Annotated in this window: 14 protein-coding genes; 7 read left to right on the plus strand and 7 right to left on the minus strand. The window is 68.6% G+C overall.

Annotation, left to right across the window (positions count from 1 at the left end; all coding sequences use genetic code 11):
- Positions 1-93 precede the first annotated feature (93 nt).
- From ACOMG5_RS12555 to ACOMG5_RS12565, 3 genes are all read right to left on the minus strand, one after another.
- On the minus strand, positions 94-891 hold the full coding sequence (locus ACOMG5_RS12555) for a GAF domain-containing protein (RefSeq protein WP_420344148.1): 798 nt from the start codon (positions 889-891) through the stop codon (positions 94-96).
- Between the two features lie 264 nt (positions 892-1,155).
- Positions 1,156-1,920 (minus strand): RlmE family RNA methyltransferase, encoded by a 765-nt coding sequence (locus tag ACOMG5_RS12560; RefSeq protein WP_420344149.1) that lies wholly within the window; start codon positions 1,918-1,920, stop codon positions 1,156-1,158.
- The gene (locus tag ACOMG5_RS12565; RefSeq protein ID WP_420344150.1) at positions 1,920-3,035 is read right to left on the minus strand and encodes a Ppx/GppA phosphatase family protein; all 1,116 of its coding nucleotides are present in this window, start codon (positions 3,033-3,035) and stop codon (positions 1,920-1,922) included. The genes ACOMG5_RS12560 and ACOMG5_RS12565 overlap by 1 nt, the downstream gene beginning before the upstream one ends.
- Before the next feature lie 119 nt (positions 3,036-3,154).
- Between ACOMG5_RS12565 and ACOMG5_RS12570 the strand changes: the two genes are divergently transcribed.
- From ACOMG5_RS12570 to ACOMG5_RS12590, 5 genes are all read left to right on the plus strand, one after another.
- The gene (locus ACOMG5_RS12570; protein WP_420344151.1) at positions 3,155-3,319 is read left to right on the plus strand and encodes a hypothetical protein; all 165 of its coding nucleotides are present in this window, start codon (positions 3,155-3,157) and stop codon (positions 3,317-3,319) included.
- 1 nt (position 3,320) lies between these two features.
- Positions 3,321-4,499, plus strand: coding sequence for a vWA domain-containing protein (locus tag ACOMG5_RS12575; protein ID WP_420344152.1), 1,179 nt, complete (start codon positions 3,321-3,323; stop codon positions 4,497-4,499).
- Positions 4,500-4,538: 39 nt separating this feature from the next.
- Positions 4,539-5,219: a M48 family metallopeptidase gene (locus tag ACOMG5_RS12580; RefSeq protein ID WP_420344197.1), complete on the plus strand. Its 681-nt coding sequence runs from the start codon at positions 4,539-4,541 to the stop codon at positions 5,217-5,219.
- Positions 5,220-5,287: 68 nt separating this feature from the next.
- Positions 5,288-6,502: a hypothetical protein gene (locus tag ACOMG5_RS12585; RefSeq protein ID WP_420344153.1), complete on the plus strand. Its 1,215-nt coding sequence runs from the start codon at positions 5,288-5,290 to the stop codon at positions 6,500-6,502.
- On the plus strand, positions 6,499-7,845 hold the full coding sequence (locus ACOMG5_RS12590; protein WP_420344154.1) for a cytochrome P450: 1,347 nt from the start codon (positions 6,499-6,501) through the stop codon (positions 7,843-7,845). The genes ACOMG5_RS12585 and ACOMG5_RS12590 overlap by 4 nt, the downstream gene beginning before the upstream one ends.
- On the opposite strand, the gene ACOMG5_RS12595 is transcribed toward ACOMG5_RS12590, so the two are convergent.
- The 3 genes from ACOMG5_RS12595 to ACOMG5_RS12605 all read right to left on the minus strand — a co-directional run bounded on the left by ACOMG5_RS12595 (position 7,833) and on the right by ACOMG5_RS12605 (position 11,246).
- The gene (locus ACOMG5_RS12595) at positions 7,833-9,299 is read right to left on the minus strand and encodes a carboxypeptidase M32 (protein ID WP_420344155.1); all 1,467 of its coding nucleotides are present in this window, start codon (positions 9,297-9,299) and stop codon (positions 7,833-7,835) included. The two genes, ACOMG5_RS12590 and ACOMG5_RS12595, sit on opposite strands and share 13 nt — an antisense overlap.
- Positions 9,296-10,444, minus strand: a complete 1,149-nt coding sequence (ctaA, locus tag ACOMG5_RS12600; protein ID WP_420344156.1) for a heme A synthase — start codon at positions 10,442-10,444, stop codon at positions 9,296-9,298. The genes ACOMG5_RS12595 and ctaA overlap by 4 nt, the downstream gene beginning before the upstream one ends.
- A gap of 61 nt (positions 10,445-10,505) precedes the next feature.
- The gene (locus ACOMG5_RS12605) at positions 10,506-11,246 is read right to left on the minus strand and encodes an RNA methyltransferase (RefSeq protein WP_420344157.1); all 741 of its coding nucleotides are present in this window, start codon (positions 11,244-11,246) and stop codon (positions 10,506-10,508) included.
- Between the two features lie 119 nt (positions 11,247-11,365).
- Here ACOMG5_RS12605 and ACOMG5_RS12610 point away from each other — a divergent pair, with 119 nt between their 5' ends.
- On the plus strand, positions 11,366-11,986 hold the full coding sequence (locus ACOMG5_RS12610) for a thiamine phosphate synthase (RefSeq protein WP_420344158.1): 621 nt from the start codon (positions 11,366-11,368) through the stop codon (positions 11,984-11,986).
- Positions 11,986-12,684 carry a hypothetical protein gene (locus tag ACOMG5_RS12615; RefSeq protein ID WP_420344159.1) on the plus strand — a complete coding sequence of 233 codons (699 nt, stop codon included), beginning with the start codon at positions 11,986-11,988 and terminating at the stop codon, positions 12,682-12,684. Before ACOMG5_RS12610 ends, ACOMG5_RS12615 begins: the two co-directional genes overlap by 1 nt.
- On the opposite strand, the gene tgt is transcribed toward ACOMG5_RS12615, so the two are convergent.
- The gene (tgt, locus tag ACOMG5_RS12620) at positions 12,681-13,808 is read right to left on the minus strand and encodes a tRNA guanosine(34) transglycosylase Tgt (RefSeq protein WP_420344160.1); all 1,128 of its coding nucleotides are present in this window, start codon (positions 13,806-13,808) and stop codon (positions 12,681-12,683) included. The genes ACOMG5_RS12615 and tgt overlap by 4 nt on opposite strands.
- Between the last annotated feature and the right edge of the window lie 45 nt (positions 13,809-13,853).

The raw sequence follows: 13,853 nt of genomic DNA on the forward strand, positions 1-13,853 counted from the left end.
ACCCCCAATTTCATAAAAAATCCAAAATCTAAGCAGAGAAGAGCGTAATTCACTGAAAATAAAAGAAAACTATATCGCCCCAGCCGCAAGACGTCAGACTTCCAGCCCCAGAGCGCGCGCTTTGCGATAGAATGTGGCCCGGCCGATACCCAGATCTCGCGCCGCAGCCGAGACATTCCCGCCCGCCCGCGCGAGCGCGCGGGCCATCTCCGCCCGTTGCGCCGCCTCAAGCCCCCCTGCCCGGCGGCCGCGGTCGAAAAGGTCGTCTGCCGGCAGGCGCCCGATCTGCGCCTCCTCGATCCCGAGCTGCTTGCGCGCGGCCCGCGTGGCGCCGATCACCAGGTCATCGCGATCCAGCGCGAGAAGCATCACCCCCTGGGGCACACTGTCCTCGCCACCGGCCGCCAGGATCCGCGCGCCCTCAAAACTGGCCCGGAACAGATCGGCCTCGATCCGCTGCGCCGCATCCTGAACCGTCAGCGACACCAGCCGCGCATATCCCTCTGTCATATCGGAGCGCACCGAGCTCACGTCGATCACGCCCGCAAGCTCCCCCGCCGCCCCGAACACCGGCGAGCCCATGCAGACGAGCCCGGTATTGGTCGCGCGGAAATGCTGATCGCGCCAAACCGTCACCGCCCGCCCCTCGGCCAGGCAGGTTCCAATGCCATTCGTCCCCTCGATCCCCTCGGACCAGTCCGAACCGGGCGCCAGATTGGACGCGTGGAAATCCTTACGGTCGCCATCGCGCACGCGCTCATCCAGCACGGTGCCATCCGGATCCGACAACAGCACCGTACAGCCCGCCTCGCAGGCCGCCCGCGCCAGCCGGTCCAGCACCGGCGTCGCGATCCGCAACAAAAGCCCCGCCGCCTCGCGCCGCGCATGCATTTCGGGCGCCGAAATCCGTTCGATCGGACGCGGCTTCGATGGATCCAACTTATGATGAATAAGAGACCGCCGCCAGCTCGCGGCAAATCCGGCCCGCCCGACCGCGGTAGACGCGACGACGGACTGAACGATCTTCGCATGGTCGCGCGAGGCGCCAACAGGCAATGGCATGACGAAAAGCCTCCCCTCTTTCCGGTGCCGCACCAGGAAAGATAGCCCGAATGCCGCCAGTGTAAACAGGGCATCCGGGCAGGGGGATACGACTTAGGTCTCAGGGTCCTCCGAGACCCCGTCCTCGTGGCGTTTGCCACGGAACCCCGTCGCCACGACGAACTTCTCGGAGCTGTCCTTGCGCGAGGCCGGCGGCTTCACATTGACCACCTTGGAGAAATTCTTCTTCAGGATGGTCAGCAGCTCCTGCTCCGCGCCGCCCGCCAGAACCTTGGCGACGAAGGTGCCCCCCTCCTCCAGCACGTCGAAGGCGAAATAGGCCGCGTGTTCGCACAGGGTGATGATCCGCAGGTGGTCCACCTGCTGATTCCCCGAAGCCGAAGCCGCCATGTCGGACATGACCACATCGGCCTTGCCGCCGAGCCAGCCCTTCACCTTGTCGTCGGCATCATCCTCCAGGAAATCCAGCTGATGGATCTCCGCCCCGGCGATCGGCGCGACCTCCTGCAGGTCCACCCCAAGCACGGTGCCCACCTTCTTGCCGGACTTCTCGCCAAGCGCATTCACCCGTTGCACCGCCACCTGGCACCAGCCGCCTGGCGCACAGCCAAGGTCCACCACCCGCGCCCCGGGCACCAGAAACCGGTACTTGTCATCCAGCTCCAGGATCTTGAAGGCCGCCCGCCCGCGATAGCCCTCCTTCTTGGCCCGCAGCACATAGGGGTCGTTCAGCTGCCGCTCCAGCCAGAGGGTGGAGCTCAGCTTGCGGCCCTTGGCGGTCTTCACCCGCACCCGCAGCTCGCGCTGGCCCCGCCCCGACGTATTGCCGCCCGTGCTGCTTCCCGGTGTTTTCGCCATCAGATCGGTCCCATCTCTTCGAGCACGCCATCGGCGGCCATCTGTGCATATAGCAGGCCTTCGCGCAGCCCCCGGTCCGCCACCGACATCGCATCGGTCGGCCAGACCCGCATCAGCGCCTGCAGAATCGCCGCGCCGGACATGATAAGCGTGTGCCGGTCGCGCCCGATGCGCGGATCCGCACGCCGCCCCTCGGGCCCGAGCGACAGGAAGCTGCGGATCACCGTGTCGATCTGCGACGAAGACATCGTCAGCCCATCGACCCGGGTCCGGTCATAGCGGCGCAGCCCGAGGTGGCAGGCCGCCACCGTCGTCACCGTGCCCGAGGTGCCGATGATCTGGAACCCCTCGCGCGGCGCGCCGCAGCTGTAGGTGGAGAAATTCGCGAGCTTCTCCTCGAAGTACCACGACATCAGCGCGAACCGCGCGGCATCGTCCTCCACATCGGCGAAATGGTCCTTCAGCGTCGCGACGCCAAGCGGCACCGAGATCCAGTCCACCACCCGCGCGCCGGGCACCGTGCCTTCGGGCTGGCTCAGCCCCTCGGAGATGCGCATGATCGCCCGCGCGCGCTCGCAGGGCTCCACCCCGGCCACATCAATCCACACAAGCTCGGTGGATCCGCCGCCGATATCGACAATCAGCACCTGCTCCGCCTGCCGCGACACCAGCGGCGCACAGGAGATCACCGCCAGCCGCGCCTCCTCCTCCGCCGGGATGATCTCCAGCGGCAGGCCGGTTTCGCGCCGCACATAGCGGATGAAGTCGCGCGCATTGCCCGCCCTGCGGCAGGCCTCCGTCGCCACCAGCCGCATCCGCTTCACGCCATGGGTCTCGATCTTGCGCCGGCAGATCTGCAGCGCCTGCACCGTGCGCGCCATGGAGCTGCGCGACAGCCGACCCGAGGCCTCAAGCCCCTGCCCCAGCTGGACAGCCTTGGAGAAACTGTCCACGACCTGGAACTGATCGCCCTTGGGTCGGGCAATCAGCATCCGGCAACTGTTCGTGCCAAGGTCCAGCGCAGCATAAAGCTCGCCGGACTCGGCGGGTTTGGTCGCGGGGTGCTCTACCGCTTTCGGGAACGCGCCCGCAGACCGGGGACGCCTGGGCGCCATGATCACGCCCTCCGATTTCAAGTTACCTCCAACCTATCCATTCCCCCCCGCCCGTTCAAGACGGCATCGCTCGACACATGTGCGCGGGCGCGCTACTGCTGTGCCAAAGGGAGGTGTCGATGCTGATTATCGCAGGGGTTCTGGCGGGGGTGGTTCTGGGTGTGCGCCAGGCGCGCGCGCGCGGCGGGGACCGGCGCGACCAGGCGCAGCACGCGGCGGTCCAGGGGATCATCCTGGGCCTGTGTGGCCTGCTGCTGACCATCATCCTCAACAGGATGGGCTGAGGTGTTCCGGCCCTTCTTCGACGCCCTGCGCCGCGCTGGCGTGCCGGTTTCGCTGCGCGAATATCTGGGCTTCCTCGAAGGGCTGTCGAAGGGGCTCTGTACCTACGATACCGAGGGTTTCTATTATTTCGCCCGCGCCGCGATGGTGAAGGACGAGCGCCATCTGGACCGCTTCGACCGCGCCTTCGCCGAGTGCTTCGCGGGCGTGGACGCGATCCCGCCCGAAGCCGTTCTGGAGGCGCTGGAGCTGCCCGAGGACTGGCTGCGCAAGATGGCGGAGCGCCACCTCAGCGAGGAAGAAAAAGCCGCGATCGAGGCCCTGGGCGGCTTCGACAAGCTGATGGAAACCCTGCGCCAGCGGCTGGAGGAGCAGAAGGGGCGTCACCAGGGTGGAAACAAATGGATCGGCACGGCCGGTACATCGCCCTTCGGCGCCTATGGCTACAACCCCGAGGGCATCCGCATCGGCCAGGAGGAATCGCGCCACAAACGCGCGGTGAAGGTCTGGGACCGGCGCGACTTCCGCGACCTCGACGACAGCATCGAGCTCGGCACCCGCAACATCAAGGTCGCGCTGAAGCGGCTGCGGCAATGGGCGCGGCAAGGGGCCGAGGAAGAGCTCGACCTGCCTGGCACCATCCGCGCCTCCGCCGAGGCGGGCTATATCGACGTGAAAACCCGCCCCGAGCGGCACAATGCGGTGAAGGTGGTGCTGTTTCTCGATATCGGCGGCTCGATGGATGCCCATGTGAAGATGGTGGAGGAGCTGTTCTCCGCCGCCCGGGCCGAGTTCAAGCATCTGGAGCACTACTATTTCCACAACTGCCTCTACGAGGGGGTGTGGAAATCCGCACAGCGCCGGTGGGAGGAGGTCACCCCCACCTGGGAGGTGCTGCACCGCTTCGGGCCGGACTATAAATGCATCTTCGTCGGCGATGCGGCGATGTCGCCCTATGAGGTCACCCATCCGGGCGGCGCGAATGAGCATTGGAACCCCGAGCCCGGGTCGCTCTGGCTCGCGCGGGCGCGTGAGCAATGGCCCGCCAATGTCTGGCTGAACCCGGAGCCGGAATCGCGCTGGCCCTATACCCAGTCGATCGGGATCATCCGCGAGATCTTCGAGGACCGGATGTTCCCGCTGACCCTCGAGGGCATCACCCGGGCGATGAAGGCGCTCTAGCTTGACAGGGACCCCGCCCGCCCCCAGATCCAGCGCATGATCCTGCGCCTGCTCCCTCTGCTGCTCGCCATCGGCTACGGCCTCGTGCTGTGGAGCTTTTCCGCGCGCAACCTGAAGCGCCAGCTCGACAGCCGCTCGCGCCGCCTGCGCGACAGCCACCTGCAGCCCATTCTCGACCGTCTCGCCGCCGCGATGGGCGTGGCCGAAGTGCCCGTGCATGTCTACGAGGTCTCTCCGGTCAATGGCCTCGCCGCCCCCGATGGCCGCGTGTTCCTGACCGAAGGGTTCATGCGGCTCTACCGCGATGGCCGTGTCAGCGCCGAGGAAATCGCCTCGGTGGTGGCCCATGAGCTCGGCCATGTCGCCCATGGCCATGCCCGGCGCCGGATGATCGACTTCACCGGGCAGAACGCGCTGCGCGCGGTGCTGGTGCCTGTACTCGGGCGGCTCGTGCCCTTCGCCGGCGTTTGGCTCGCGGGCCTCATCTCCACCGCGCTCGCCGCCCGGCTCAGCCAGCGCGACGAATTCGAGGCCGATGAATTCGCCTCTGCGCTGCTGATCAAGGCAGGCTTCGGCACCGGGCCGCAGATCTCGCTGTTCGAAAAGCTCGACCGCCTCACCGGCAGCCCCGGCGCCGCGGCCCCCGCCTGGCTGCTCACCCATCCCGCGGCCGAGGCCCGCATCCGCGCCATCCGCAGCAACGAGGCCCGCTGGCGCTGAGCCCAGGGCCGGCACATCTTTACCACGATCGGGTTTCCTGCATAGGTTGTCGGAGCACCGAGGACAGGATGACCCCAGCACAGCCGCAATCCGTACGCCGCCGCCGGGTGTTCTACATTCCGGGCTACGATCCGTTCCACCCCCGCCGGTACCGCGAGCTCTACCGCAGGCAGGGCGCCCTTCAGGCCGAAATCTCGGGCTTTCGCCTCGCCCTGAGCCCGGGGCGCGGCGGGCGCAGCTGGACGGTGATCTCGACCCAGGACAACACCGAGACCCGGACCGAGTTCAAGGTCCTGGCCTGGTCCGATATCGACCGCGCGTCGATGGGCGGTACGATTCCCGCCACCTATGCGCAGATGGTCCATACCGCCTGGATCTATCTCAGCACCGGCGCCCTGTTCCGGCTGATGCAGCTGCGCAAGGGGCCGATTCTGGTCGCGCTCTATCCGGTCGTGGTCCTGCTGCTTCAGGCCGCGGCAGCCCTCGGGCTGGGCTGGCTGGGGATGCGGGCCGCCGCGGCCGCCCTGCCCGGCGCGCCCTCTGCGGCATGGCTGGCGCCGGGCCTCGGTGCCGCCGCCGCCGTCGCGCTCCTGCAGCTGTTTCGCCACAACGACCGCTGGTTCTTCGCCTATTACCTGATGCACGATTATGCCTTCAGCAGCCGCTGGCGGGGCGCCTATCCGCCGGAGCTGGACCGCCGGATCGCAGAATTCGGCAGCCGGATCGAGGCCGCCCTCACCGAGGACTGGGACGAGGTTCTGGTCGTGGGCCATTCCTCCGGGGCGCATCTGGCCGTCTCGCTCCTTGCCCGGCTGATTCGCGACGGCCGCGCCAATGGCCCCGCAGCGCTCGGCCTGCTCACCCTCGGCCAGGCGATGCCGATGATCAGCTTCCTGCCCGAAGCCCGCGCGCTGCGCGCCGATCTCGCGCTGATGGCGGGCCAGAGCCGCGCCTTCTGGCTCGATGTCTCCGCGCCCGGCGATGGCTGCGCCTTCGCGCTGTGCGATCCGGCCGCGGTCTCGGGCGTGGCGCCGCCCCATGCGCGCGGCCCGCTGATCCTCTCCGCGGCCTTCAGCAAGACCATCGCCCCCGAGCGCTGGCGCAAATTGCGCCGCCATGTCTTCCGCCTGCATTTCCAGTATCTCTGCGCCTTCGAGCACCCCGGCAGCTACGACTATTCCCGCATCACCGCCGGGCCGCTGCGGCTGGCCGACCGGTTCGCAGGCCAGGCTCCGTCGCGCAGCCGCATCACCCGTGTGGCCAGCCGCCACACCGCACGATGACCCCGCCCAAACCCGCCGCCCGCGCGGAGCGCGCGGGCTTTCTGCGCCGCGCCGCCCTGTTTCCCCGCGATATCCTCTCCGCCCTGCCCGCCCGGCTCTATCACGCCTGGATGGCCGAATACCGCACGCCGTTCTTCCCCTCCTTCCTGTGCAACGATCCGGATCTGGTGGAGCTCGTGCTGCGCCGCCGCCCCGAGGATTTCCCCAAATCCGGCCGCCTGCGCGCGGGTCTGGCGCCGCTCCTGCGCAACAGCGTTTTCGTCACCAATGGCGCCACCTGGGCGCGGCAGCGCCGGATCATCGACCCGGCCTTCGAAGGCGGCCGCCTGCCCCAGACCTTCCCGGCACTCTGGGCCGCGGGCGAGGCCTGCCTGAGCCGGCTGCATGCCTGCGCCGGGCCGGAGCCGGTGGACATGGAGCAAGAGACCGCCCATGCCGCGGCGGATGTCATCTTCCGCACCCTGTTCTCGGTCCCGATCGAGGATGGCACGGCGCAGGCGGTCTTCGCAGCCTTCCGCAGCCATCAGCGCGCGCAGCCCCTGCTCACGCCCGCGGCGCTGCTGCCGGGCTGGCTGCCGTGCTGGCGTGGCCGCACCACCCGGCGCACCGCGGCCAGCATCCGCGCCCTGATCGCCCGCCTGACCGAAGCCCGCGCGGCCGAAATTGCGGCCGGGACCGCCCCCGACGATCTCGCCACGAAGATCATGACCACCCCCGATCCAGTGACGGGGGAATGCTTTGGTACCGAGGAGATGATCGATCAGGTGGCGATCTTCTTCCTCGCCGGCCACGAGACATCGGCCTCCGCCCTCGCCTGGGCGCTCTATCTCGCTGCTACCCATCCGGAATGGCAGGAGCGCATCGCCGCCGAAGCCCAAAGCCTGCGCCCCGATATCGGCGCGCTGTCAGCCCTGCGCGATACCCGCGCCGTCTTTCGCGAAACCCTGCGCCTGTATCCACCCGTGCCGATGCTGGTGCGCGAGGCCGCCTGCCCTGAAACCTTCCGCGGCCGCCCCGTGCCCGCAGGCGCACAGATCGTCCTCAGCCCCTGGCACTTGCACCGCCACGACCGGCTCTGGCCGGAGCCGGATGCCTTCCGGCCCGAACGCTGGCACGCGCCCTGCCCCGCCGCGCGCGCGGCCTATATCCCGTTCTCGGCCGGGCCGCGCAGCTGCCCAGGGGCGGCCTTCGCCATGGCCGAAGGGCCGCTCCTGCTCGCCATGATCCTGCGCGATTTCCGCGTGGAGCCCGCGCCGGGGCGCGCGCCCGTCCCGGTCGCGCATCTGACGGTGCGCAGCCGCGACGGGATCTGGCTGCGGCTCACGCCCCGTCAGAGCCGATAGATCTCGGCGAATTTCGCCTCCAGGTAATCGAGCAGCGGCGCTTCGCTCGGCGCCGCGCCACAGGCCAGGGTGATCGTCTCCATCGGCCCGCGCAGCCCGCCATGCCGGTGCAGGTTCTCGCGCAGCCATTCCACCGCCGGCGCGGCGGAGCCTTCGGCCAGCGCCTCGGCGTGATCGGGCACCGCGGCCTCCAGCGCCTTGTGCAGGCAGCCCGCATAGACATTGCCGAGCGCATAGGTGGGGAAATAGCCAAACAGGCCCACCGGCCAGTGCACATCCTGCAAGAAGCCCTGCGAGGGGCGCGTGACCTGGACCCCGAAATCCTGCGCGAAGCGGGTATTCCAGGCCTCCTCAAGATCCTCGACCTCCAGCTTGCCCGCGATCAGCGCCCGCTCCAGATCGAAGCGCATCATGATGTGCAGGTTATAGTGCAGCTCATCGGCCTCGGTGCGGATGAAGCCCGGGCTCACCCGGTTCACGCAGGCATAGAACTCCTCGGCCGAAACCCCGAAATCGCCGAAGGCATCGACCATCCGGGTATGCAGCCAGCCGGTGAAAGCGCGCGACCGGCCAAGCTGGTTCTCGAAGATCCGGCTCTGGCTTTCGTGTACGCCCATCGACACGCCATGGCCCATCGGCGTGAACAGGTAGTCCGGGTCGATCCCGAGCTCATAGACCGCATGCCCGGTTTCGTGGATGGTGGAGTAAAGGCAGTTGAACGGATCGCTCTCCACCACCCGCGTGGTGATCCGCACATCGCGCCCGGAGCCCGAGGAGAACGGATGCACCGCCGTATCCATCCGCCCGTAGGTCCAGTCGTAGCCGAAGGCCAGCGCGCATTTCCGCGCCAGCCGCAGCTGCGCCGCCTCGGGGAATACATGATCGAGCACCGGCGGCGCATAGGCCGCGCCGAGCACCCGCTCGCGCAGCGCCACCAGCCGCGGCCGCATCCGGTCGAAAATATGGGCGATGGATTTCTGCGTCGCGCCCGGCTCGTAATCGTCGAGGAGCGCATCATAGCGGTCGCCCTCGGAGATGCAGGCCGCCTCCTCGCGCTTCAGCTTCACCACCTCGCGCAGGGTCGGCAGGAAGGCCGCTGCATTCTCCTCCGCGCGCGCCTCCGCCCAGATCCCCTGCGAGAGCGAGGTCAGCCGCGCGATCTCGGCGGCCAGCCGCGCCGGAACCCGGGTGTTGCGGTTGTAGGAGCGCCCGACGAGATCCAGGATCCGCGCCTCGGCCGGGGTATCGGCCTCCGCCCGCGCGAGCCAGTCCTCCAGCCGCGGATCGGTGCGCCGCGCATGCAGCACCCCCTCCAGCGCGCCGATTTCCTCCGCCCGCTGTTCGGCGGCGCCGCGCGGCATCACCGCCTCCTGGTCCCAGCCCAGCCGCTCGGCAACCGAAGACAGCGCCTCGGTTTCGCGTTGAAAGGCAATGAGGTCCTTGAGTGCCGTCATCTGCTCCCCCTGATCGACTGGACAACCGGATACCGCGCCAGAAAGCGCGCCCGTAGGATAAGGACGAAGGCCACCACCGCCCCCATCTGATGGATGAGCCCGAGATGCATCGGCGCGCCATGCACCAGCGTGACGATGCCAAGCCCGACCTGCACCAGAAGCCAGGTGCCCATCCAGGCGAAGGCCATGCGCGTGGCCGCCTGCGGCGAGCGCCGCCCGAGCACGGCCACCACCGCGCCGAAGACCAGCACGAGATAGCCCACCGCGCGGTGCATGAACTGCACGAGGCCCGGATCCTCGAAGAAATTGCGCCACAGCGGCGAGAGCGCGAACGGATCGGGCGGCAGCACCTGCCCGCCCATCAGCGGCCAGTCGGTGAAGCCGCGCCCGGCATCGATCCCCGCCACGAGCGCGCCCAACAGCACCTGCAGGAAAGCCAGATGCAGCACGCCGGTGGCCGTGCCGAAGAGCTTCGGCTCCGCCAGCCTGCGCGCCTGCAACAGCTCCGCCTGGCTGCGCCCGAGCTCCAGCACATACCAGGCGATGAAGCCGAGGATCAGGAAGGCGAGCCCGAGATGCACCGCGAGCCGGTAGGAGGCGACCGAGGTCATGTCGCCCACCAGCCCCGAGGAGACCATCCACCAGCCGATCGCGCCCTGCAGCCCGCCGAGCACGCCGATGCCCAAAAGCCGCGGCACCCAGCCCGGCGGGATCCGCCGCGTCGCCAGGAAGCCCAGGAAGCCCACCGCCCAGACGAGCCCGATGGTGCGCCCGAGCTGCCGATGGCCCCATTCCCACCAGTAAATGCCCTTGAACTCCGCGAGCGTCATGCCCCGGTTCATCAGCGCGAATTGCGGCGTCGCCTGATATTTGGCGAATTCACCCGCCCATGCGGCCTCGTCCATCGGCGGCAGCGCCCCGGTGACCGGCCGCCATTCGGTGATCGACAGCCCCGAATCCGTGAGCCGCGTGGCGCCGCCCACCCCGATCATCGCCACCACCAGCGCGAACAGGACGATCAGCCAGATCCGGATCGCCTGCCGCGCGCCCCTCGGGCGGGCGTCGATCAGGTTTCCCTTCGGCGTCGCGCGGGCGGCGGGGGCCTTGTTCCCGACCTCCTCGAAAATGCTGCGTTTCGGGCTCATGAAGGTCTCCGTCCTCTGCGCGGGAGAGTAGGCGCCGGGGCGCGGGGCGGCAAGGCCCTGCTCAGCCCCGGTTGCGGGTGATTTGACGCAGCATGCCGTGCAATGTCTGCACATCGGCCCGCGTCAGGCCGAAGCGCGACCACATGTTGCGCAGGTTGCGCTTCATCGGCGCGGCCTTGTCGGGCGGGAAGAAGAACCCGGCCGCCTCCAGCTTTTCCTCGTAATGATCGCCGAGCTTCTCGACCTCGATCGCGCTCGCAACCTCCGCGCCCGCCAGCCCCGGATCCACCGCCGGCGCCTGATGCACCCTGCGCGAGAATTCATAGGCCGTCAGCAGCACCGCCTGCGCCAGGTTCAGCGAGAAGAACCCCGGATTGACCGGCACGGTGATGATCGCATTCGCGCGGGCGATATCGTCGTTCTCGAGCCCGGTGCGCTCCGGCCCGAACAGCACCGCCACCTTCTGCCCGGCCTTGATGCGGGCATGGGTCTCGGCCATCGCGGCCTCGGGCGTATAGATCGGCTTCGTCAGCTCGCGCCCGCGCGCCGTGGTGGCAAAAACGAAATCGCAATCCTCCACCGCCCGCGCCGTATCCGGAAACACCCCCGCGAAGTCCAGTACCTGCGAGGCCGCCCCCGAGGCCATCGCCACCGCCTTCGGGTTCGGCCAGCCGTCGCGCGGATCCACCACCCGCATGCTCGTCAGGCTGAAGTTCAGCATCGCGCGCGCCGCCGCGCCGATGTTCTCGCCCATCTGCGGCCGGACGAGGACGAAGACGGGATTGCGGATCAGGTCGGTCATGGCACATCCTTTCCATGGCCCCTTAGCCCCCCTTGACGGCTCTGGCAAGGCGCGGGCGCCTGCGCTAGAAGGCCCGAAACGCCCCCGCGCCGCCCGGCGCCAGATATTCAGGAGCCGCCATGGCCGAGGACCGCCCGCAGATCTATCTGCTCACCCCGCCGAGCTTCGATCTGGACCTGTTTCCGGAAACGCTCGCGCGCGTGCTCTCGGCCCATGACATTGCCTGCATCCGCCTCGGGCTCGCCACGAAGGACGAGGATGCGGTGATGCGCGCGGCCGATGCGGTGCGCGTCGTGGCCCATGAATACGATGTGGCCCTGGTGATCGAGAACCACATCCACCTGGTCGAGCGGCACGGGCTCGATGGCGTGCACCTCACCGATGGCGCGCGCTCGGTGCGCGCGGCGCGCAAGGAGCTTGGCCAGGATGCGATCGTCGGCGCCTATTGCGGCGCCTCGCGCCATGACGGGATGAACGCGGGCGAGGCCGGGGCCGATTACGTCTGCTTCGGCCCGATCGGCGAGACCGGCCTTGGCACCGGCACCCGCGCCGAGCGCGACCTGTTCGCCTGGTGGAGCGAGATGATCGAGGTTCCGGTGGTGGCCGAAGGCGCGCTCTCCGAAGCGCTGGTTGCGGATTTCACCCCCGTCACCGATTTCTTCGCCATCGGCGAGGAAATCTGGCGCGACGCGGATCCGGCGGCGGCGATGGCGCGCCTCATCGCGGCCATGGAGGGCTGATGCGGGAAAACGCGGGCGACGAATTCTGGCTGGGCGATTCCAACGGGCCGATGGGCGACGTCGGCGCCTTCATGGACAGTGAGCTGCGGGTGGATCGCGCCGATCTTGCGGGGCATCTGCTGCAGCTGGAGGCGCCGCGCAACCTCATCGCCATCGTTGGCGCGCCCGGGGCGGGCAAATCGCGGCTGGCAGGCGAATTGGCCGAGGCGCTGAATGCGCGGGCGCCGAATTCCGCCGCGATCCTCGCGATGGACGGCTTCCATCTGGACAATGCCGTGCTGGAGGCGCGCTTCATGCGCCACATCAAGGGCGCCCCGGAAACCTTTGATATGGCCGGACTTCACGCCCAGATCCTGGCGCTGAAACACGCCGAGCACGACCTCCCCATACCGGTTTTCGACCGCGGCGCCGATACCGTGGTGCCGGCGGGCGCCGTCGTTCCGGGCCGGGCGCGGTTCGTGCTGGTCGAGGGCAATTACCTGCTGCTCGCCCGCCCGGGCTGGCGCGAGCTGGCGCCGCTGTTCGATCTCTCGGTCAGGATCGCGGTGCCGGAGGCGGAGCTGCGCCGCAGGCTGCGCGCGCGCTGGCAGGGCCTGCCGGAGGCCGAGGCCCTGCGCAGGATCGAGGAGAACGACCTGCCCAATGGCCGGATGCTGCGGCGCGAGAGCCGCGCCGCCGATCTCGTCATCACCGATTAGAGCGGCTCGATATCGCCGCCCGCCCGCTGGGCATGGAATTCCGCCACGAAAGCGGCCAGCCGCCCCGCGGCAATCGCGTCGCGCAGCCCCTGCATCAGCTGCTGATAATAATGCAGGTTGTGCCAGGTCAGCAGCATCGAGGAGATGATCTCCTGCGCCTTGAACACATGGTGCAGATAGGCGCGGCTGTAGCTGCGGCAGCAGGGGCAGGTGCAGGCCTCGTCCAGCGGCCGCGGGTCGTCCATGTGCCGGGCGTTCTTGATATTGACCTGCCCGCGCCGGGTCCAGGCCTGCCCGGTGCGCCCGGAGCGCGAGGGCAGCACGCAATCCATCATGTCGATGCCGCGCTCGACCGCACCCACAATGTCATCGGGCTTGCCCACGCCCATCAGGTAGCGCGGCTTGTCCTGCGGCAGCAGGCCCGGCGCATAGTCCAGCACGCCGAACATCGCCTCCTGCCCCTCGCCCACGGCAAGCCCGCCCACCGCATAGCCATCGAAGCCGATCGCGCTCAGCGCCGCAGCCGATTCCGCGCGCAGCTCCGGCGTGACGCCGCCTTGCATGATCCCGAACAAGGCATGCCCGGGCCGGTCTCCGAACGCATCGCGCGAGCGCTGCGCCCACCGCATGGACAGCCGCATGGATTTGGCCACCACATCCTCGGTCGCGGGCAGCGCCGGGCATTCATCGAAGCACATCACGATATCGGAGCCGAGCCGCCGCTGAATCTCCATGCTGCGCTCGGGGCTCAGCACGTGTTTGGAGCCGTCCACATGGCTGCGGAAGGTCACGCCCTCCTCCGTCAGCTTGCGCAGATCGGCGAGCGACATCACCTGGAAGCCGCCGGAATCGGTCAGGATCGGCTTGTCCCAGTTCATGAACCGGTGCAGCCCGCCCAGCCGGGCGATGCGCTCCGCGCTCGGGCGCAGCATCAGGTGATAGGTATTGCCGAGCAGGATATCCGCCCCGGTCGCCGCGACCGAGTCGGGCATCATCGCCTTCACGGTGGCCGCGGTGCCCACCGGCATGAACGCGGGCGTGCGGATCTCGCCGCGCGGCGTATGGATCACGCCGGTGCGGGCGCGGCCGTCGGTGGCCTTCAGGGTGAAGCTGAACTTGCTCATCTCGGTCTCCTTCCGCGCCGCATCGGCCGAACCGGGCCGCAATAG

It is taken from the genome of Paenirhodobacter sp. (assembly GCF_041916475.1).
In the GTDB taxonomy this organism is placed as follows: domain Bacteria; phylum Pseudomonadota; class Alphaproteobacteria; order Rhodobacterales; family Rhodobacteraceae; genus Rhodobacter.

Bases quoted from the DNA above. Each gene is read 5' to 3' on its own strand.
- ACOMG5_RS12555 (WP_420344148.1), bottom strand. From the start codon at position 891: ATGCATGCGCGGCGCGAGGCGGCGGGGCTTTTGTTGCGGATCGCGACG.
- ACOMG5_RS12560 (WP_420344149.1), bottom strand. From the start codon at position 1,920: ATGGCGAAAACACCGGGAAGCAGCACGGGCGGCAATACGTCGGGGCGG.
- ACOMG5_RS12565 (WP_420344150.1), bottom strand. From the start codon at position 3,035: ATGGCGCCCAGGCGTCCCCGGTCTGCGGGCGCGTTCCCGAAAGCGGTA.
- ACOMG5_RS12570 (WP_420344151.1), top strand. From the start codon at position 3,155: ATGCTGATTATCGCAGGGGTTCTGGCGGGGGTGGTTCTGGGTGTGCGC.
- ACOMG5_RS12585 (WP_420344153.1), top strand. From the start codon at position 5,288: ATGACCCCAGCACAGCCGCAATCCGTACGCCGCCGCCGGGTGTTCTAC.
- ACOMG5_RS12590 (WP_420344154.1), top strand. From the start codon at position 6,499: ATGACCCCGCCCAAACCCGCCGCCCGCGCGGAGCGCGCGGGCTTTCTG.
- ACOMG5_RS12595 (WP_420344155.1), bottom strand. From the start codon at position 9,299: ATGACGGCACTCAAGGACCTCATTGCCTTTCAACGCGAAACCGAGGCG.
- ctaA (WP_420344156.1), bottom strand. From the start codon at position 10,444: ATGAGCCCGAAACGCAGCATTTTCGAGGAGGTCGGGAACAAGGCCCCC.
- ACOMG5_RS12605 (WP_420344157.1), bottom strand. From the start codon at position 11,246: ATGACCGACCTGATCCGCAATCCCGTCTTCGTCCTCGTCCGGCCGCAG.
- ACOMG5_RS12610 (WP_420344158.1), top strand. From the start codon at position 11,366: ATGGCCGAGGACCGCCCGCAGATCTATCTGCTCACCCCGCCGAGCTTC.
- ACOMG5_RS12615 (WP_420344159.1), top strand. From the start codon at position 11,986: ATGCGGGAAAACGCGGGCGACGAATTCTGGCTGGGCGATTCCAACGGG.
- tgt (WP_420344160.1), bottom strand. From the start codon at position 13,808: ATGAGCAAGTTCAGCTTCACCCTGAAGGCCACCGACGGCCGCGCCCGC.